Annotated in this window: 21 protein-coding genes; 19 read left to right on the forward strand and 2 right to left on the reverse strand. The window is 40.1% G+C overall.

Annotation, left to right across the window (positions count from 1 at the left end; all coding sequences use genetic code 11):
- The first annotated feature begins 17 nt into the window (after positions 1-17).
- The 8 genes from HMPREF1210_RS02335 to HMPREF1210_RS02370 all read left to right on the forward strand — a co-directional run bounded on the left by HMPREF1210_RS02335 (position 18) and on the right by HMPREF1210_RS02370 (position 10,165).
- Entirely contained in the window at positions 18-1,028 is a 1,011-nt protein-coding gene (locus tag HMPREF1210_RS02335) for a thiamine pyrophosphate-dependent dehydrogenase E1 component subunit alpha (RefSeq protein ID WP_016426989.1), read from the forward strand.
- Complete coding sequence (locus HMPREF1210_RS02340; RefSeq protein ID WP_016426990.1) at positions 1,028-2,011, forward strand: alpha-ketoacid dehydrogenase subunit beta; 984 nt, start codon at positions 1,028-1,030, stop codon at positions 2,009-2,011. Before HMPREF1210_RS02335 ends, HMPREF1210_RS02340 begins: the two co-directional genes overlap by 1 nt.
- A 20-nt stretch (positions 2,012-2,031) precedes the next feature.
- Positions 2,032-3,348 carry a dihydrolipoamide acetyltransferase family protein gene (locus HMPREF1210_RS02345; protein WP_016426991.1) on the forward strand — a complete coding sequence of 439 codons (1,317 nt, stop codon included), beginning with the start codon at positions 2,032-2,034 and terminating at the stop codon, positions 3,346-3,348.
- Positions 3,349-3,610: 262 nt separating this feature from the next.
- Positions 3,611-5,266, forward strand: a complete 1,656-nt coding sequence (locus HMPREF1210_RS02350; protein WP_016426992.1) for a methylmalonyl-CoA mutase family protein — start codon at positions 3,611-3,613, stop codon at positions 5,264-5,266.
- Positions 5,256-7,409 (forward strand): methylmalonyl-CoA mutase, encoded by a 2,154-nt coding sequence (scpA, locus tag HMPREF1210_RS02355; protein ID WP_016426993.1) that lies wholly within the window; start codon positions 5,256-5,258, stop codon positions 7,407-7,409. The genes HMPREF1210_RS02350 and scpA overlap by 11 nt, the downstream gene beginning before the upstream one ends.
- Positions 7,409-8,503, forward strand: a complete 1,095-nt coding sequence (gene meaB, locus HMPREF1210_RS02360; protein ID WP_016426994.1) for a methylmalonyl Co-A mutase-associated GTPase MeaB — start codon at positions 7,409-7,411, stop codon at positions 8,501-8,503. Before scpA ends, meaB begins: the two co-directional genes overlap by 1 nt.
- Before the next feature lie 62 nt (positions 8,504-8,565).
- Positions 8,566-9,006 carry a BrxA/BrxB family bacilliredoxin gene (locus HMPREF1210_RS02365; protein ID WP_016426995.1) on the forward strand — a complete coding sequence of 147 codons (441 nt, stop codon included), beginning with the start codon at positions 8,566-8,568 and terminating at the stop codon, positions 9,004-9,006.
- Positions 9,007-9,175: 169 nt separating this feature from the next.
- A complete protein-coding gene (locus tag HMPREF1210_RS02370) occupies positions 9,176-10,165 on the forward strand; it encodes an aromatic acid exporter family protein (protein ID WP_036659647.1) in 990 nt (329 codons plus the stop codon).
- A gap of 24 nt (positions 10,166-10,189) precedes the next feature.
- Here HMPREF1210_RS02370 and prli42 read toward each other — a convergent pair whose 3' ends face one another.
- A complete protein-coding gene (gene prli42 / locus HMPREF1210_RS17910; protein WP_016426997.1) occupies positions 10,190-10,285 on the reverse strand; it encodes a stressosome-associated protein Prli42 in 96 nt (31 codons plus the stop codon).
- A gap of 126 nt (positions 10,286-10,411) precedes the next feature.
- Between prli42 and mce the strand changes: the two genes are divergently transcribed.
- The 5 genes from mce (at position 10,412) to rnz (ending at position 15,814) form a co-directional block, all read left to right on the forward strand.
- Positions 10,412-10,822 carry a methylmalonyl-CoA epimerase gene (gene mce, locus HMPREF1210_RS02375; RefSeq protein ID WP_016426998.1) on the forward strand — a complete coding sequence of 137 codons (411 nt, stop codon included), beginning with the start codon at positions 10,412-10,414 and terminating at the stop codon, positions 10,820-10,822.
- A 5-nt stretch (positions 10,823-10,827) separates the two neighbouring features.
- Positions 10,828-12,375, forward strand: a complete 1,548-nt coding sequence (locus HMPREF1210_RS02380; protein WP_016426999.1) for an acyl-CoA carboxylase subunit beta — start codon at positions 10,828-10,830, stop codon at positions 12,373-12,375.
- A 12-nt stretch (positions 12,376-12,387) separates the two neighbouring features.
- Positions 12,388-13,512 (forward strand): M20/M25/M40 family metallo-hydrolase, encoded by a 1,125-nt coding sequence (locus tag HMPREF1210_RS02385; RefSeq protein WP_016427000.1) that lies wholly within the window; start codon positions 12,388-12,390, stop codon positions 13,510-13,512.
- Between the two features lie 87 nt (positions 13,513-13,599).
- Positions 13,600-14,865: a DNA polymerase IV gene (locus HMPREF1210_RS02390; RefSeq protein ID WP_016427001.1), complete on the forward strand. Its 1,266-nt coding sequence runs from the start codon at positions 13,600-13,602 to the stop codon at positions 14,863-14,865.
- Between the two features lies 1 nt (position 14,866).
- Positions 14,867-15,814, forward strand: a complete 948-nt coding sequence (gene rnz, locus HMPREF1210_RS02395) for a ribonuclease Z (RefSeq protein ID WP_016427002.1) — start codon at positions 14,867-14,869, stop codon at positions 15,812-15,814.
- Positions 15,815-15,867: 53 nt separating this feature from the next.
- On the opposite strand, the gene HMPREF1210_RS02400 is transcribed toward rnz, so the two are convergent.
- A complete protein-coding gene (locus HMPREF1210_RS02400; RefSeq protein WP_016427003.1) occupies positions 15,868-16,545 on the reverse strand; it encodes a YdeI/OmpD-associated family protein in 678 nt (225 codons plus the stop codon).
- A 174-nt stretch (positions 16,546-16,719) separates the two neighbouring features.
- On the opposite strand from HMPREF1210_RS02400, the gene HMPREF1210_RS02405 reads away from it, so the two are divergent.
- The 6 genes from HMPREF1210_RS02405 (at position 16,720) to HMPREF1210_RS02425 (ending at position 20,392) form a co-directional block, all read left to right on the forward strand.
- Positions 16,720-16,905, forward strand: coding sequence for a hypothetical protein (locus tag HMPREF1210_RS02405; RefSeq protein WP_016427004.1), 186 nt, complete (start codon positions 16,720-16,722; stop codon positions 16,903-16,905).
- A 105-nt stretch (positions 16,906-17,010) separates the two neighbouring features.
- The gene (locus HMPREF1210_RS02410) at positions 17,011-17,421 is read left to right on the forward strand and encodes a hypothetical protein (RefSeq protein WP_016427005.1); all 411 of its coding nucleotides are present in this window, start codon (positions 17,011-17,013) and stop codon (positions 17,419-17,421) included.
- A 38-nt stretch (positions 17,422-17,459) separates the two neighbouring features.
- The gene (locus HMPREF1210_RS02415) at positions 17,460-17,993 is read left to right on the forward strand and encodes a GrpB family protein (protein WP_036659650.1); all 534 of its coding nucleotides are present in this window, start codon (positions 17,460-17,462) and stop codon (positions 17,991-17,993) included.
- Positions 17,994-18,010: 17 nt separating this feature from the next.
- Complete coding sequence (locus HMPREF1210_RS18470; protein WP_016427007.1) at positions 18,011-18,145, forward strand: hypothetical protein; 135 nt, start codon at positions 18,011-18,013, stop codon at positions 18,143-18,145.
- 274 nt (positions 18,146-18,419) lie between these two features.
- Positions 18,420-19,856: an FAD-binding oxidoreductase gene (locus HMPREF1210_RS02420; RefSeq protein ID WP_016427008.1), complete on the forward strand. Its 1,437-nt coding sequence runs from the start codon at positions 18,420-18,422 to the stop codon at positions 19,854-19,856.
- A complete protein-coding gene (locus HMPREF1210_RS02425) occupies positions 19,853-20,392 on the forward strand; it encodes an MFS transporter (protein WP_016427009.1) in 540 nt (179 codons plus the stop codon). The genes HMPREF1210_RS02420 and HMPREF1210_RS02425 overlap by 4 nt, the downstream gene beginning before the upstream one ends.
- Positions 20,393-20,619 lie beyond the last annotated feature (227 nt).

Raw genomic sequence — 20,619 nt, forward strand, 5'->3', positions numbered from 1 at the left:
AAAAGGGGGATGTTCAGATGGTGAAAAATCGTCATGAAGAACTAGGGTTATCAAACGATGACGTACTGAAAATTTTTGAAACGATGCTTATGGCACGTCGAGTGGATGAGCGTATGTGGTTATTGAACCGTGCAGGGAAAATTCCTTTCGTTATTTCTTGTCAAGGTCAGGAAGCAACACAAGTAGGAGCTGCTTTCGCACTTGATAACACGAAAGATTATATCGCTCCTTACTACCGTGATATGGGTGTTGTTTTACACTTTGGTATGACAGCTCGTGATTTGATGCTTTCAGCTTTTGCAAAAGCTGAAGATCCAAACTCAGGTGGACGTCAAATGCCTGGTCACTTTGGACAAAAGAAAAATCGTATTTTGACAGGTTCTTCACCTGTTACTACACAACTTCCACATGCTGTTGGTGTGGCATTAGCTGGTAAAATTCAACAAAAAGACTTCATCACTTTTGTAACACTTGGTGAAGGTTCATCTAACCAAGGGGACTTCCACGAAGGATTGAACTTTGCAGGCGTTCATAAATTACCATGTATCACAATGGTAGAAAACAATAAATATGCGATTTCAGTTCCTTACGACAGACAGGTAGCAGCTAAAAACGTTTCTGACCGTGCAATTGGTTACGGCATGCCTGGATTCACTGTTGATGGAACAGATCCTTTAGAAGTTTATAAAGTAGTGAAAGAAGCTGCAGACCGCGCACGTAACGGAGAAGGCCCAAGCCTTATTGAAGCAGTATCGCATCGTTTGACAGCTCACTCATCTGATGATGATCAACGTCAATATCGTACAGCGGAAGACCTTGCTGAAGGGCAAGCTGCTGATCCAATCGGCAAATTCGCAGCGTATTTGACAGAGTTGAACATTTTGACTGAAGAAATCGAAAAAGAACTGAATGACCGTATTATGAAGGAAGTAAATGAAGCAACGGATTATGCAGAAAATGCTCCTTATGCTGCACCTGAAGATGCTTTAAAATACGTCTATGCTGAAAAAGACGGGGGGAACGCATAATGGCAGTTATGTCTTATATTGACGCGATTACACTCGCAATGAAAGAAGAGATGGAACGTGATGAAAACGTATTCGTCCTTGGTGAAGACGTAGGTCGTAAAGGCGGCGTTTTCAAAGCTACTCAAGGTTTATACGATCAATTTGGAGAACACCGTGTAATGGATACTCCATTAGCAGAATCTGCTATTGCCGGCGTTGGAATCGGTGCAGCAATGTATGGAATGCGTCCAATTGCAGAAATGCAATTTGCTGACTTTATCATGCCAGCTGTTAACCAAATCATTTCTGAAGCTTCCCGTATTCGTTACCGTTCAAATAATGACTGGTCTTGTCCAATCGTTTTCCGTGCACCTTTTGGTGGGGGAATTCATGGAGCTCTTTACCATTCACAATCTGTTGAAGCGATTTTTGCTAACCAACCAGGTTTGAAAATCGTTATTCCTTCAACACCATACGATGCTAAAGGATTATTGAAAGCTGCTATCCGTGATGAAGATCCAGTAATGTTCTTCGAGCACAAACGCGCTTACCGTTTAATCAAAGGCGAAGTGCCTGAAGATGATTACACAATCGAAATCGGAAAAGCAGACGTAAAACGTGAAGGTGAAGACATCACTGTTATCACTTACGGTCTTGCTGTCCACTTTGCACTTCAAGCTGCTGAGCGTTTAGAGCAGGATGGTATTTCTGCTCACATTCTTGATTTACGCACGATTTATCCATTGGATAAAGAAGCAATTATTGAAGCTGCTTCAAAAACAGGAAAAGTTCTTCTTGTTACTGAAGATAATATGGAAGGTAGCATCATGGGTGAAGTTGCAGCAATCATTGCTGAAAACTGCCTGTTTGATCTAGATGCACCAATTAAACGTTTGGCTGGTCCTGATGTACCGGCAATGCCTTATGCACCGACAATGGAGAAATTCTTTATGATCAATCCAGATAAAGTCGAAAAAGCAATGCGTGAACTTGCGGAATTTTAACCTGAAAGGAGGAGTTACAATTGGCAATCGAACAAATTAAAATGCCCCAGCTTGGTGAATCCGTAACAGAAGGAACAATCGAAAAATGGTTGGTTCAACCGGGTGACAAAGTGAATAAGTACGATTCACTTGCTGAAGTGAATACAGATAAAGTAACAGCTGAAATTCCTTCTTCATTTACAGGTGTAATTAAAGAACTGATAGCTACTGAAGGTCAAACTTTGGAAGTTGGCGCAGTTGTTTGTACAATCGAAACAGAAGGTGGTGCATCTTCAGAAGAATCAACATCTGAAGAAACTCCTACAGAAAAAGCAACAGCTGCAGAAATGCCTGCTGCTGAATCGAAGAAGGCTGCAGCACCGACTCCAGTTCGTGAAAAAGGTGCGAAAGCCCGTTATTCACCTGCGGTTCTGAAACTTGCTCAAGAAAACGATATCGACTTATCACTAGTGGACGGAACGGGTAATGAAGGTCGTATTACGCGTAAAGACTTGCTTGTGATTATCGAAAGCGGTAATATCCCGACGGCAAAAGCAGAACAAGCTGCTCCTAAAGCAGAAACTGCTGCACCTACTCAAAACACAGCTCAAGCTTCTAAACCAGCTGCGGCTCCTGTCAATGTACCAGTAGCTGTAGGTGATATCGAAATTCCGGTTACAGGAATTCGTAAAGCCATCGCTGCCAACATGTTGCGCAGTAAACATGAAGCACCACATGCGTGGACAATGATTGAAGTAGATGTAACAAACCTAGTACAATACCGCGATTCCATCAAAAATGAATTCAAGAAAAAAGAAGGATTCAATGTGACGTATTTCGCATTCTTCGTAAAAGCTGTTTCTCAAGCTTTAAAAGAATTCCCAATGATGAACTCAATGTGGGCTGGCGACAAAATCGTACAGAAAAAAGACATCAACATTTCAATCGCAGTTGCGACGGAAGATGCTTTATTCGTACCGGTAATTAAAAATGCTGATGAAAAAACAATCAAAGGTATCGGTCGTGAAATCAATGAATTGGCAGGCAAAGTGCGTGCTGGTAAATTGAAATCTGACGAAATGCAAGGTGGTACATTCACAGTAAATAACACCGGTTCATTCGGTTCAATTCAATCAATGGGCATCATCAATTACCCACAAGCAGCAATTCTACAAGTAGAATCAATCGTTAAACGTCCAGTAATCATGGATGGCGGTATGATTGCAGCTCGCGACATGGTTAATTTATGTTTATCTCTTGATCACCGTGTATTGGATGGCTTGGTTTGCGGACGCTTCTTAGCTCGCGTAAAAGAAATCCTTGAAAACATGACGAAAGAAAACACTTCAGTTTATTAAAAGAAAAGTGTAAAGCGCCATTCGACACCGGCGATTGAAAGGTTCCCTTTGCGACGAGTAACCGCAGGAGCAGGACCGAATTGAAAACCTGTTTTCGCATGAGGTACTGAAGCTTAGGTGCGAACTTGCGCTTGAAACTGGACAAAAAAATTACCCGATGCCGAAACTCGGTCATCGGGTTTTTTGTGCTTTTATCATGGCCCAAACTCAGTTAGACTAAGAGTGAGTAACAGATTCGAAGGAGGGAAGCGAAAGCGACCACATGACAATCGAACAAATGAAACAGGCAACTTTTCCTAAAGCGAATTTTGAAAATTGGCAAGAAGAAGCTGTTCGTACTTTAAAAGGCAAACCGTATGAACAATTGATTACACCGACTTTTGAAGGTATCGACCTCGAACCACTTTATACGGCTGAACATTTACATAAAACATTGAATCATTCCGCCGTCATTTCGCATGCGAAAAAAGAATCGACTTGGCTTGTTGCCCAAACGACAAATGCCGGTTCGGCTTCAGAATTTCTACATAAAGCAAAAGAACAATTAAATCTAGGTAACGACATGATTGTCTACAAAGCTACAGTTCCTTCATGGGCTTGGTCAGCTACTGAAATAGAGGACTTGGCTGAATTGTTGAATAGCCACCCATTCCATTTATCAATTAAAGACTCTGACGATCAAATCATGCAAGTCTTTGACAGAATGTCTCAGCAGCAGTTAGATGAACTGAATGGATACATTGAAGGTCCCGTCTCAGTTCAGTCACTTAGCAGAAATATTTCAACCAGTGCTATTCACTACGCTGGTGGTACTGCCGTTCATGAACTTGCCTATGCATTGTTGGCACTATCGAAACAAGCAGAAGAGCAAGCTGAATTAACAAAAGTCGCGACACAATTTGAAATCGACACGAACTTCTTTATGGAAATAGCTAAATTACGTGCATTCCGCGTATTATGGAAAGCGTTTTCAAGTGCATATAACCAAAAGGAAGAAGCAATTAACGTTATTGCTAATACTTCATTGAGATCATACTCACAATTAGATCCGACTGTTAATTTATTACGAGCCGGAAATGCAGCTTTTTCAGCCGTACTAGGCGGCGCAGACATCCTATCGGTTTCACCTCATGATGCATTGACAGGCACATCTCCAACGTCAGAGCGAATTGCACGCAATGTACAACTGGTCATTCGCGAAGAGACGATGGTTAATAAAATGATTGATCCTTCAGCAGGTTCATTTTATGTCGAATCATTAACTGCAGACCTTGTCAGACAATCATGGGATTTGTTCCTGAAAACATTGGATATGAATCCAGCGGAACAAGAAGATTATTTGATGTCACTGGCTAAAAACGTCCACTCATCAAGAATACAAGCAATCGCAAAACGCAAAGCTTCATTAATCGGGACGAATGTTTATGCCAATCCGTCAGATTCGATTGTCACAACTGACACTGCAAAAGAATACGGACGCTTAGCAGTTCCTTTCGAACAGCTTCGAAAACATTTCGGTGAGTTTCCACTTCAAACTGCCGTTGTCTCGTTTGGCGTTTTGAAAGACGTTAAACCGAGAGCTGATTTTGTCCAAGGTTTCCTGCAAGCTGGAGGATTAAATCCAGTCATGAGCCCAGTATTTTCTGATGCTCAATCTGCATGGCATTGGGTAAAATCTAACCAGATGGAATATGTGGTATGTGCAGCTAAGGATGAAATGACGAACGAAATTCTGCCACAGTTCTTAAATATTGCCGATCAACAAACAATAATTGATGTTGCGGGTAGACATACTGAAGAAAACAAATGGCGCGAGCAAGGTCTGAATGGTTCTATTTTTGCTAGCCAGGATGTCATTGCCAAAATGCAGCAATTGATTGATGTTAAAAAGAATGGGGGCCATGGTAATGAAGCCTGATTTCAAAGCAGTTCAACTGGAACAGTTTGTAACGCAACAACATGACTCACAAAAAGCTAACGAATCCTATTTAACGAATGAAGGCATTCGACTGGCTTCTAGATATACAAAAGAAGATGTAGAAAAACTTGATCATATGTCGGATTTTCCAGGTATTGCACCAAATACACGAGGACCTTATCCTACGATGTATGTGTCACGTCCATGGACTGTACGACAATATGCAGGATTTTCAACTGCGGAAGAAAGTAATGCCTTTTATCGCCGAAACTTGGCAATGGGACAGAAAGGGCTTTCAGTAGCCTTTGATTTGGCTACCCATCGAGGATACGATTCTGACCATGAACGGGTAACAGGCGATGTTGGGAAAGCTGGAGTAGCAATTGATTCGATAGAAGACATGAAAATTTTGTTCGATGGCATTCCTTTAGATCAAATGTCAGTATCAATGACCATGAACGGGGCGGTGTTGCCGATCTTGGCCTTTTATATTGTGACAGCAGAAGAACAGGGTGTTACGCATGAGCAATTAACGGGAACGATTCAAAATGACATTTTGAAAGAATACATGGTACGTAACACGTACATTTATCCACCGAAAATGTCGATGAAAATCATTGCGGATATTTTTGAATACACGTCGAAGTTTATGCCAAAATTCAATTCGATTTCGATTTCTGGTTACCATATGCAAGAAGCAGGTGCAACTGCTGATATCGAACTTGCTTATACATTGGCAGATGGATTGGAATATGTGAGAACTGGTTTGAAAGCAGGAATCGACATTGATTCATTTGCACCCCGATTGTCGTTTTTCTGGGCAATTGGCATGAATTATTTCATGGAAGTAGCGAAAATGCGTGCTGCTAGAAGAATATGGGCGCAAATGATGCAGACTTTTGATCCGAAGAATCCGAAATCTTTGGCACTCCGAACACATTCTCAAACGTCAGGATGGAGTTTAACGGAGCAAGATCCATTCAACAATGTGACACGTACATTAATTGAAGCAAATGCGTCAGCTATGGGGCATACGCAGTCCCTGCATACCAATGCATTGGATGAAGCAATTGCGTTACCGACGGATTTCTCAGCGCGAATTGCACGTAATACGCAGTTGTTCCTACAGGAAGAAACGATGATGACAAAAGTGATCGATCCGTGGGGAGGTTCTTATGCTGTCGAGAAATTGACGGATGAATTGATGCAAAAAGCATGGGCATTGATTGAAGAAATCGAAGAACTTGGCGGAATGGCGAAAGCGATTGAAACGGGATTACCGAAAATGAAAATCGAAGAAGCTGCTGCTAAGAAACAAGCACAAATTGACTCTGGTAAAGAAATCATCATCGGTGTCAACAAATTCCGACTTGCTGAGGAAGAACCGATTGATATCTTGAATATTGACAATACGGTCGTGCGTCAAAAACAAATCGATCGTCTTGAAAAAATGAAACAAACGCGAAACGAAAAAGACGTTCAATTGGCATTGACTGCTCTTACAAAAGCGGCTGAAACTGGGGAAGACAATTTGCTGGCATGTGCAGTTCAAGCGGCGCGTGTTCGTGCTACTCTTGGCGAAATTTCAGATGCGATTGAACGAGTATCAGGTCGACATAAGGCGGTGATTCGTTCCGTGAGTGGCGTATACAGTTCAAACTTCTCAAATGAAGAAGAAATCCAGGCAGTAAAAGACATGACGGAAGACTTTAAAGAAAACGAGGGTCGCCGTCCACGAATTATTATCGCGAAAATGGGGCAGGACGGACACGATCGTGGTGCCAAAGTCATCGCGACGGCATTTGCTGATTTAGGTTTTGACGTGGATATTGGTCCGTTATTCCAAACACCAGAAGAAACAGCAAAACAAGCAGTCGAAAACGATGTGCACGTAATTGGAGTGAGTTCACTTGCAGCTGGTCATATGACCTTAGTGCCTGCACTTCAAAGTGAACTGAAGAAAATGAATCGCGAAGATATTCTTATTGTGGTTGGAGGCGTCATTCCAGCTCAAGATTATGCGTTTTTACGTGAAAATGGAGCTGCTGCAATCTTTGGTCCAGGAACTGTCATTCCGGTGGCAGCTGCGAAAGTGATAGAAGAAATCTATAGACGTCTTGGGTATGAGGAAGTGAAGGAATAATGGAAGGTCAAGAGAACCAGCAGAAAAGTGCAATGCATGTGATGGGTGGACTAAAGTCTACTCATGACGGCATGGGGCAAACGTCTCGAAAGCAATTTCGACGATCTCACAAAAAAGAGATTTCTGTCGATGATTTTTCGCGTGAAATTCGTCAAGGTTCCAGGCTCCATTTAGCTAAAGCCATCACTTTGCTTGAAAGTACCGTGATGGACGATAAACGTACTGGTCAACAGTTACTGCAGGAATTGCTGCCTCATACGGGAAATAGTATTCGTATCGGCATCACGGGTGTTCCAGGTGCGGGGAAAAGTACGTTTATCGAAGCGTTCGGGAAATATTTGTGTGACATTGGATTTAAAGTGGCTGTACTCGCCATTGATCCGAGCTCAAGCCTTACAGGTGGCAGTATTTTAGGGGATAAAACTCGAATGGAAGAACTCGTTCGACACGAAAATGCTTTCATTCGACCATCTCCTTCTGCAGGGACACTCGGCGGCGTTCACAAAAAAACTCGTGAAACGATGTTGCTTTGTGAAGCTGCAGGTTACGACGTTATCTTGATTGAAACGGTCGGTGTTGGGCAAAGTGAAACGATTGTACGCGGCATGGTCGATTTCTTTATGTTACTCGTTTTAACAGGTGCGGGGGACGAACTTCAAGGAATGAAGAAAGGCATTATGGAACTGGCCGATTTGCTGATTGTGCATAAAGCGGATGGAGACAATCTGAAAATGTCGAAAAAGACCGTTGCCGAATATGAGCAAATTCTTCATTTCCTACAACCTGCCAGTCTAGGCTGGACGACAAAAGCAATGCCTGTCTCTTCTATTGAAAAAATGGGAATACGCGAAGTTTGGGAAGTAATCGGTTCTTTTAAAGAAACGTTGACTAAATCAGGAGTTTTTGATGAACGCCGTCAGTCACAGACAAAAGAGTGGTTTCATACGATGATTTTAGATCGTCTAATGGATGAATTTTATGGAACCCCACAGACAAAATCGCAAGTGAAATTGCTGGAAAAAGAAATTTTACAAGGTGATCTGACCGTTTCACAGGCAGTTGAGCAATTATTTACAAACACGTCCAAAACCTAGATTTTGCGTGTCTATTAATGACCTGCTATTATTAATAGTGAAGTTTGAGAGGAGTTTTTCAAATGAACATGGATTTTAACTTATTGATGAATGATATAGTACGTCAGGCACGTGGTGAGATGGAAGCAAGTGGTTATGAGCAATTGACTTCTGCAGAAGATGTTGAACAAGCATTCGCCCGTCCAGGTACGTCTTTAGTGATGATTAACTCTGTATGTGGTTGTGCAGGCGGCATTGCTCGCCCTGCAGCAGCGAATGCAGTACATTACGACAAACGACCAAATCATTTAGTAACAGTATTTGCAGGACAAGATAAAGAAGCAACTGCTCAAGCTCGTATGTTGTTTGGGGATGACCATTTGCCTTCTTCACCTTCATTTGTTCTATTAAAAGATGGACAAGCTGTTGCTGATATCGGTCGCCACGAAATCGAAGGACATGACCCAATGTCAGTCATCACACACATTCAAGCACTGTTTGAAGAACATTGTGACGAGCTATAAGGAAAGGAAGAGCACTTAGTCGGTGCTCTTTTTTCTTCTTTATTTATTGACTCTACACTCGTGGGCTCACTCTTCACGTATAAAGCTAGAAGATTAAATATTTGGTTACTCTAAATGCATGTTAAGAAAAATGTTGATTTACACTTTTCGTGCGAAAGTTGGTGTACTCATGAATTTCCGGCGATTTAAAATCGGTTATCGGACATTAAAAACGGCAGTTGGCGCGAGTATAGCCATGCTTATTGCCATGTTTCTGAATTTGGATTATTATAGTTCCGCCTTCATTTTGACCGTTTTGTGCATTCAACCCACTAAACGGAAGTCACTACGTGCAGTTTATTCACGAATCATTGCCAGCATCATCGGGGTGGGGTTCGCTTTCGTATTTTTTGAAGGAATCGCGTATCATCCACTAGTTTTCGGCCTTATTTTAATATTATTTATTCCAACGCTTGTATCCTTAAGATTTCAGGATGGCTTTGTTTCTAGCGTTGTCATCCTCCTGCATTTATTTGATGCTAAAGATATGTCATGGTCACTGTTGTGGAATGAAGTTCAATTGATGATTGTCGGATTTGGCGTGGCATTGTTAGTTAACTTATACATGCCTTCAATTGAAAAAGATTTAAAAAAATATCGTTTGGATCTCGAGTCCTTGTATTCGAAGATTTTTCATGAAATCACTTCGTATTTACGAAACGGAGAATCGGATTGGGATGGAAAAGAACTTGTTGAAGCCTCTGAAGTGATTGAAAAAGGAAAAGCTCTTGCTTATCAGGATGTCGAAAACCATTTAAACCGCAGACAAAATCTGCATTACCTATATTTCGATATGCGCGAACAACAGTTCGAAATTATTGAGAGAGTCTTACCGAAAATAACTGCGTTGCCAGTCAACATTTCTCATTGTTACATTGTCGCTGACTTTATGGAAGAATTGGCGAATCACGTACATTCCGGAAATACGGCTCATAAGTTTATTTCGAAGCTAGATGAGGTTAAAGAAGACTTTGCTAAGATGCCTCTGCCGAAAGATCATGAGAACTTTTTGGCTATGGCGGCACTTTATCAATTCATCGAAGAGATGGAACAGTATTTACGTATCAAACGTAGCTTTGTTGGATTTAATATGAAAAAAAAGACAGCTTCGAAGGAGTAATAAGATTCCTTCGAAGCTGTTTTTTTAAAAGAACAAACTTAATCCAAACAAGATACTTGATAAAGCCATCATGATGATCATTAAATAGATGACAAACTTGCGGAAATTAGCATTACGCATGCGGGACAACTCCTTTAACTAGCTATTCTTAAGTTTAGTAGAAACTGAAAAAATTCTCAAGAGGTAGAGTTTTCAAAAAGAAATCGGTACAATAGAGGATGGAGAAAACAGAAGGGTGTGGCTATTTTGAAAAAGGTCGATCATATCGGCATCGCCGTTAAAAATCTAGATGAAACAATCCCTTATTATACAGAAACATTAGGTTTAACAGTTTTGAAAATCGAAGAAGTAGCTTCTGAATCAGTTCGTGTGGCATTCATTGATGCAGGTAACGTCAAACTTGAGTTACTGGAGCCAATGTCTGAACAAAGTGCCATTCACTCTTTCATTGAAAAAAAAGGGGAAGGCATTCACCACATTGCTTTTGGAGTAGAAGGCATCGACGAACGCATGATTGAACTTCGTGAAAAAGGCGTACGAATATTAAATGAACAGCCGAAGATTGGAGCGGGTGGTGCTCAAGTTGCCTTCTTGCATCCAAAGTCTTCTTTCGGTGTACTTTATGAATTGTGTGATAAAAGCGGGTTAAAGGGGTAATATACATGGACATTTATGAAAAAATCAATGATTTATATGATCGCAAGCGTGAAATAGAACTCGGCGGCGGAGACGATAGAATTGAAAAACAGCACGCTAAAGGAAAATTGACAGCACGTGAACGCATCGATTTATTGGTCGATCCAGGAACATTCGTTGAATTGAATCCATTCATTGAACACCGTACGGTCGACTTTGGCATGGACACTCAAAAAGGTCCTGGGGATGGAGTCGTTACAGGATACGGGAAAGTAAATGGTCGTGCGATTTATTTATTCTCTCAGGACTTCACAGTATTTGGCGGAGCACTTGGTGAGATGCATGCGATGAAAATTGCCAATGTCATGGACTTGGCAGCTAAAAATGGCGCACCGTTCATTGGGTTAAATGATTCTGGTGGTGCACGTATTCAAGAGGGCGTTGTGTCTCTTGATGGATATGGCCACATTTTCTATCGTAATACCATTTATTCAGGCGTCATTCCGCAAATCTCGGTCATTATGGGACCATGTGCCGGTGGAGCAGTCTATTCTCCAGCAATCACGGATTTTGTCTTTATGGTCGATAAGACAAGCCAAATGTTTATTACAGGTCCAAAAGTTATTGAAACAGTTACAGGAGAAAAAATATCTTCTGAGGACTTGGGCGGTTCAAAAGTACATAATGCCATCAGTGGAAATGCTCATTTCCGTGCTAAAACAGAGCAGGAAATACTTCAGCAGGTTAGAGATTTACTAAGTTTCTTGCCACAAAATAACGATGAGAAACCACCTCGTCTGGAAGCTGACCAAATGGATGATTATCGACCTGAATTAACGGATGTTGTACCGTTTGATGCAATTCGTCCTTACGACATTCGTATAGTTATCGAACAAGTGGTGGACCAGGATTCATTCATGGAAGTACAGAAAGAGTTTGCACGTAATATTGTAATTGGTCTGGCTCGTATTAAAGGGGAAGTCGTAGGTTTGGTGTGTAACCAGCCGAAAGTAATGGCTGGTGGTCTCGACATCAATTCTTCGGATAAAGCAGCACGTTTTATTCGATTCTGTGACTCATTCAATATTCCAATCATTACGTTTGAAGATGTAACCGGATTTTTCCCGGGAATTAAACAAGAACATGGTGGAATCATTCGTCATGGGGCGAAGATTTTGTATGCGTATTCTGAAGCAACTGTTCCGAAGATGACAGTCATTTTAAGAAAAGCATATGGTGGAGCATATGTAGCACTAAACTCTAAATCCATCGGTGCTGATCTGGTGTTCTCTTGGCCAAACGCAGAAATTGCAGTAATGGGTCCACAAGGGGCAGCAAACGTAATCTTTTCCCGGGAAATCGCGCAAAGCGACAATCCTGAACAAACGCGTGCGACAAAAATCGAGGAATATCGCGAAAAATTTGCAAACCCTTATGTAGCTGCTGCACGAGGTATGGTGGATGATGTAATCGATCCACGCGAAACGCGAATTAAACTCATTCAGGCTCTAGATATGATGCGTAATAAGAAAGAAACCCGACCAACCAAAAAACATGGCAATATCCCATTATAAAGGAGTTTTAATATGACAAACCAACGTTTAATTGATGAGTTTTTGGAACTCGTACAAATAGATTCAGAAACAAAACATGAGCAAATAATTGCACCTATCTTAAAAAGCAAAATGGAAGACCTGGGTTTTGACGTAATTGAAGACGACTCGGCTGCCCGAAGTGGCCATGGTGCTGGAAATTTAATCGCCACTTTAAAAGGAACTCTCGCAGATGTGGACACAATATATTTCACGACTCATATGGATACTGTAGTTCCCGGGAAAGGGATTAAACCTGAACTTCGCGAAGACGGCTATATTTATTCCGACGGCACAACGATTTTAGGTGCAGATGATAAAGCAGGCATTGCGGCGTTATTCGACATGATTAAACGCCTAAAAGAAGAGTCAGTTGAGCATGGGGACATTCAATTCATTATTACTGCTGGTGAAGAAAGTGGACTTGCAGGTGCAAAACAATTAGATGCTTCTCTAATCACTGCCAAATATGGATTTGCAGTCGATTCAGATGGAAAAGTCGGAGGAATCGTTACGGCAGCCCCTTACCAAGCAAAAATTGGAGCGAAGATTTTGGGCAAAACTGCACATGCAGGCGTTGCACCAGAAAAAGGAATTTCTGCCATTAACATTGCTGCGAAATCAATAGCGAAAATGACATTAGGTCGTATCGATGAAGAAACGACTGCCAATATCGGACGTTTTGAAGGTGGCGGTGCAACGAATATCGTATGCGATGAAGTGAATATTCTGGCTGAAGCACGTTCGATTGTGCCAGATAAATTGGACATTCAAACTGCTCATATGAAAACGGTATTTGAAGAGACCGCTGCTGCAATGGGTGGAAAAGCCGAAATTGATATTCAGTTAATGTATCCTGGCTTCCGTTTTGATGAAGATGAACATGTGACGCAAGTAGCCATTCAAGCAGTCAAGAACATTGGACGCACACCAAACCTAGGAACAAGTGGTGGCGGAAGTGATGCAAACATCATTGCAGGCTTCGGCATTCCTACGGTGAATTTGTCTGTTGGATATGAAGAGATTCACACGAAAAACGAACGCATGCCTGTAGAAGAACTTGAGAAATTGTCAGATTTACTCGTTGAAATTGTTAAGGTTTCCGCAAAACAAGCTTAATGCATGGCTAAAGTCGAGATTTCAGGTTAACCTGATGTCTCGATTTTTGTTATGATTATGTTCAGTACATGAAGAGGCGATGAGGAAATGATGGACATAAAACGCAATAAATCTCGTATTATTTTTCATATTGATATGAATAGTTTTTATGCGTCAGTTGAGCAATCGTATGATCCTACTTTAAAAGGGAAAGCGATTGCCATTGCCGGAAATCCAAAAGAACGAAGAGGTATTCTCGTAACTTGTTCATATGAGGCGCGTGCCCGTGGAGTCTATACAACGATGAGTGTGTGGGAAGCAAAGCGAAAATGTCCCGAACTAATATTGTTGCCTCCAAATTTCGAGCGTTATCGAATTGCATCTCGAGCGATGTTTGATTTATTAAGAACGTATACAAAACAAGTAGAACCAGTATCGATAGATGAAGGTTATATGGATGTCACAGAAATTGATAGCCCTATGTCACCCTTACAAATTGCAGCGGACATTCAGACAAGGTTAGTACAGGAGCTGGATTTGCCTTGTTCGATTGGCATTGCGCCAAATAAATTTTTAGCAAAAACGGCGTCGAATTTGAAGAAACCCATGGGGATTACGGTCCTGCGAAAGCGGGATATAGATAAAGTTTTATGGCCACTACCAGTATTGGAAATGCATGGGGTAGGCGAAAGCACTGCGAAAAAATTGAACAGTATCGGTTTGAAAACGATTGGCGATATTGCCAACGCTGAAGAAGGTTTATTGAAAGAAGCACTTGGGAAGAATGGCATTCGACTGAAAAATCGAGCTAATGGACAAGATGAACGGTTTGTCGACCCAGATTCCGTTTATGATACAAAAAGTGTAGGAAACTCCACGACATTGCCGAGTGACGAAACCGATTTACATGAACTGCGAAAAGTCTTTCAAAACTTGAGTTCGAGAGTGGCAAACCGTTTGGAAGCAAAGCGACTCGCCGGTCCAACCGTGTCCATTCAAATTAGGGATGCGGATTGGAGAAATTCATCACGCAGTCAATCGTTTCGCAATCTGCTTTATGAAAAGGATAAGATTTTTGAAGTGGCATGGTCATTGTTTACGAAAAATTGGGATGGCCAAGCTATTAGACTGCTTGGCGTGACTGTCAGTAACGTTGTAGACCGTGTAGACTTCACCGAACAATTATCCATATACAATTTTGAGGAACATGCAAAAGAAGAGCCTATATTGAAGCTGGTAGAATCTCTACAATCAAAATTCGGCAAAGATATGATTACAAGAGGACATACACAAGTTAGGAAACCGACGTATGAATCCAAGACAAGTTTCAGTAAAGATTTTTTAGATGATCACAAAGATAGGGAGAACACCTGATATGGAATTGCAATTTTTAGGCACAGGCGCAGGCATGCCTTCCAAACAACGAAATACAAGCGCACTCGTATTGAAACTGCTGCAGGAAAGAGGCACTTTTTGGTTGTTTGATTGTGGTGAAGCGACGCAGCACCAAATGCTGCATACGACCTTAAAGCCCAGAAAGCTTGAAAAAATATTTATTACCCATTTGCATGGGGACCATATTTTCGGTTTGCCTGGCTTACTGGGTTCTCGTTCTTTTATGGACGGGAAAGAACCTTTGACCATTTATGGACCTATCGGTATTGAAGAGTGGATTACTACGACTCTTCGTATATCGCGAACCGTTTTACAATATAAAGTGAACTTTGTTGAGATAGAAGAAGGCGTAATTTTCGAAGATGAGCAATTTACTGTTGAGGCTAAATTGTTGCAACATGTTATTCCTTGTTTTGGCTATCGAGTCATTCAAAAACCTTTACCACCACAATTACTGATTGAAAAGGCCATTCAACTAGGAGTACCGAAAGGACCTTTGTTGGCAAAACTAAAAAAAGGGCAGGATGTAGTTTTAGAAAATGGTCAAACTGTGTTAAGTCAGGATGTAACAGCTGGACCGGTAAATGGATTCTCTATAAGTATTCTCGGAGATACGCGTTATTGCCAGGCGTCAATTGAATTAAGCAGGGACGTTGATATCGTTATTCATGAAGCGACATTTGATGCAGGTACAGAGGAACTTGCGAAACCTTATGGCCATTCAACAATTACACAGGCAGCACAAGTTGCGAAAGTAAGTGGAGCCAAACATCTCATCGTTCAACATATCAGCGCCAGATTTTTACCCAGCCAAGCAGAAGATTTGCGAAAACAAGGATTATCCGTATTTCCTTCCATTACTGTGGCGGAAGATTTTGCGGAATATGAATGGAAGCAAGATGAATTGAAAAGAATCAAAAATAAATAAGCGTATCTGAATGAAGGAATTCAGTTACGCTTATTTTTCTTTTGCAAGACCATTTACTTTTTCTTTCTTCGATACAAATCCATGGACTTGTAGCCTTCCCCTAGAATGGTTTCCATTTCAAGTAAGCGTTTTTCTTGGGTTTCAATTTTCTTCGCGCTATACACATATCGTGCCCAATCTTTTTGATAGCCGAAAGTCAATTTATTATAAGCTTCCAGAGAATCTTCATTGCGACTTAAATATTCTTTGATATGTTCGACATATCCAATATAGTCATCGACACATTGGCTATTTTTTAGGCTGTCTGTTTTTTTAGGTTTCTTAGGCAACGATTTCAATCCCACAATTGTAAAGTTTTCATTCAGACTGACCATGCGCGAAAATTTCAGTTGACTGTTTCGAACATAACCATCTTCATCAACTGATAAATCTTCATACAATCGATCACGTTCAATAAATTCTTTATAGGTCGGATTCTTCTTTTTGGGATATGCAAAATATAGATAGCCATTGTCTTCTATCAGATTCTTGTCAATGATTGTGTTCAGTTGTTGTGTGAAATCTTTCAGTGTGAAAGTGAAGATAAATACGAACTGGTAGCGAGTATCCTTTGTGGTCGTATCATAGTGTAAATCTTCAAAATCATGGACTGTTTCTGGCTTATTTAAGATTAATTTGGTGGAATATTTATGTATGCCTAATTTTTCAATGACACTTTTAGTAGAATTCATTCTTCATTCTCCTCTGGTACTTCAATAATTTTATTATATATGAAAAATCAAATGAGCTAAAACATAATCGTATCGGCTCATAAATTCCCATAAAATTCAAAAAAACTGTGATACCATCTACTTGTTTTGTTATATTTAGAATAAACAAAATTTTCTGTATGGGGGAATCATGAGTTGGAAAATGAGAGTAAATCGAACAAGGGACCACATCGTAGACCCATGATTGATTTTGCAGACGCTGTTAACCGATCCATGGTTGGTGATTTAGGGGCTCTATCTAAAGGAGGTTGTTGGTCAACAATCATGATGGTGCCTGTGGTCATTGTAGTAATATTTCTATTGTCAAAATGTTCTTCATAACCGCACCTCACTTTTTGGAACCTGTTTCTTGGAAATCCGTTATGTACAATAAATGCAATTAAAGGAGAGATGATTATCAAGAAGAGTCTAATAGGATTTTTCGTTTTGTCATTCATTTTGTTTAGTGTTGTTGGCTGTAGTAATGAAGGTTCGCCTACATTAACCAGAGTCTATTATGATATCGTCAACTCTGAGGAAAATACTGAAGGAACCTGGATGATTATTGATGAACAAAGTTTGGCTGATATCGATCAAGCGTTCAAAGAAATTAAGTGGGACCCGAATACAATGCCATCTATGTCTCGTGAGGAAGTCGTCAAAGTAACATTGTTTCGGAAAACTGATAAGAATCTACCAGAACGTTTGGATTACTACAGCATTTGGTTCAATGCCGATGAGACGGCGACGATTATCAGTGAGAACGAAAGTGAAGGTTTTGGAAATTTGGAGCAGGAACAGACTCAGATTCTGAAAGAATATTTATTAAATACAACGGATAGAACCCTAGCTCCATAACACATTGGTAATCATGAGAAAAGAGGGGGAGTATGGATTTGAAACTGGGATTGAAAAAAGATGAGATCATATTAGCACCTCATTCAAATGAATGGGATACGGAATTTCTTAAGACAAAACATGAAATACAAAATCACACCAAGCTTGAAAGTAGCAGGATTGAACACATCGGCAGTACATCCATTAGAGGGCTAATGGAAAAACCAATAGTGGATATTGTCGTTGGTCTTGATGAAATAAAACAAATCGATAAATCATTTTCAGAAGGTCTTAAAAAAGCAGGCTTTTTAAGATTAGGTGTGGAACGACCATCAGAAGTGGTTTTTGCGAAATTTACAGATGACACATATGATATGAAAACGCATATTATCCATTTGGTTGAATATAAGAAAGAACTATGGAATAACTTAATTTTCTTCAGAGATTATTTAAACTCACACGAAGCAACTAGAAAAGAATATGAACAACTCAAATTGGAATATGTAAAAGAGAGCAATAGTGGCATTCTGGAATACACGAATCATAAGGCAGAATTCGTCAAACGCATTTATGCCATGAGATTGAAAGGTTGAGATGGGAGTGATAGTGAATGACAAGAATGAAACGCATAGCCTTTCTACTTGTATTGTCTCTACTAGTCATTTCTTTCATATCCAATCCAAGTAATCAAGAATACCAAGAATTCAGTGAAGAAACGACGGTATTAAGATTCCAGAAGATATAGAATTAGAAAGAATAAACTTTTATCTGTTTTCCACTTATTCGGTGCAAGCATTGCCTTATGAACATGGAATAGTTCACTTAGGATTCATGGGGAAATTCTTTCAAATTTTGAATGGGCAGTATGATTATCCAAGTTGGTTGGAATTTTTCAATTGATGGGGAAGAAATAGCTTTCAATATGTTGTCAGGAAGAGGAAAATAGAGATAAATGTATAGTTCACTATCATGGTTGCTTAGGCAGCCTATTTCTTTTTATAGACCTTTGGAGGTTAAGAATGATCAAAATTCGATATTTAGCAATCGTAATATATGCGGTAGTATTGGCTTCTTCCTTTACCATGTATCAGTCTCAACAAGCCAATCTGACACAAGAAGACAGAGGACGTCTGTTACCTGTCAAAATGAAATCCGTGAAATCAACCGATAGTGAAGATGAAATCCAAAGTATTGTTCGTAAGGCGGATCTGAAGGACGAGAAGATTTCGATAGCAGGTATGCAACACAGTCAAGGTGGTCAAACCCTTTATCCAGGGGGGATAATGCTCGACATGAAGCAATATAATAAAATTCTCAACCTGGATGAAAAAAATAAGCTCATTACAGTACAAAGTGGCGTCACATGGGCTGATATTCAATCTTACATAAATCCGTACGGTCTAGCTTTAAAAGTCAGTCAATCGCAAAACATTTTCACTGTTGGGGGTTCAATGAGCGTGAATGTTCATGGCCGTGATATCCGCCATCATACGCTGATTGAAACGATAGAATCATTTCGTTTACTTAATGCTGAAGGACAAATAATCAATGTGAGTCGGAATGAAAATGCAGAGTTGTTTAAACTAGTAATCGGTGGCTACGGGCTTTTCGGAGTTATCTTAGATGTGACCTTGGAATTGACAGAAGACGAACTTTATCAAGTACATACAGAATCAATTTCTTACGATGAATACACATCGTATTTCACAAAAAATGTTTTGCAAAATGATGATGTAAAAATGCATCTTGCCAGAATCTCAGTAGCACCAGATAGCTTTTTAACGGATATGTATGTAACTGATTTTTCTACTGCTTCTGAACAATCAAATTTAGAAGATTACACTTCGTTGAAACGGGAAAGTATCATTGCCATCCCTAAATTTTTCCTTGGTCTTTCACGTCTGAGTGGCTGGGGTAAAAATACATTCTGGAATATCCAAGAAGGATATAATGACCGGTTGGAGCATTCATATATGTCCAGAAATAATGTCATGAGGTCTGAGACAACTTTTATGGATTATGATAGTGCTGCAAACACAGAAGTGCTACAGGAATATTTTGTTCCGATTGATCAGTATTCTTCGTATATCGATGATTTGCGAAAATTGCTGGAAGATGAAAAAGAGTTAAACTTATTGAACATCACAGTGCGCTACGTGGGTCAAAACGAAGAATCTGTCATGTCTTACACAAAAGATGACATGTTTGCACTCGTGATTCTTATTAATCAAGGCAAGAGTGAAGAGAGTATAGAATCCACAGGTCAAATCATCAGAAAAATGATTGATGTAACGCTGGATCATGATGGGAGCTATTATTTGCCTTATTATCACTATCCGACCAGGAAACAGCTAGAAAAAGCATATCCGAGAATGAATGAATTCTTCGAGATGAAAGAAAAATACGATCCAGAAGAGCGCTTCATGAATCTTTTCTATGAGGAGTATCACAAATGAATGCAAGAAAATTTATACTTTATCAAGGTACAGTTGGAATGGCAGCAAGCATGATTTTTCCATTTTATATATTGCTGCTAAAAAATGTGGGGAACAGCTACGTTCAGTTCGGATGGGCTTATGGGCTTTTCGCATTAACTGCTGCGCTAAGTTATCCTATAATCGGGAAATTCGCTGACAAAGCAGGAGACAAAATTCTTTTAATGGTTTATTCATGGGGGATGGCATTGATTTTGCTGGTGTTCCCATTGGCTTTTGAAATCTGGCATATCTACGTACTTCAAATAATCATGGGTTTACTTGGCGCAGTCCAAAAAAACTCTGAAAAAACGATTCTGGCACGCACCGTTCAAAAAGAAACGGCTGGGAAGGAAATCGGTCGTTATCATGTTTGGACATCTATAGGAGCTGCCTTTGCTGTGATTGGAACAGGCTATTTAGTCGATTTTCTGACGATTGGCAGTATCTTTTATCTGGCATCAATCGTTTTTGCATGGAGCGGGTTTTATGTGATGAGGCTTGAAACTAAGGTTTAAACTTGGATTTTACATACACTGGGGTCTTGCTCCAGTGTTTGTTTTTTCTGATTCATGTCAATTCATTCAGCATAAAAAATTTGATTACTGTTCTTTTCTTACTGTGTTTTATATAAAATACACATAGTAGGTCTTAGATTATGCTTGTTGTCCAATGAAGATAATTAAAAATGTTACTAAAATCAAAATTGAACCTAACCACTCGTAATAGTAAGCTCTTTCTTTAC

Source organism: Paenisporosarcina sp. HGH0030 (genome assembly GCF_000411295.1).
In the GTDB taxonomy this organism is placed as follows: Bacteria; Bacillota; Bacilli; order Bacillales_A; family Planococcaceae; genus Paenisporosarcina.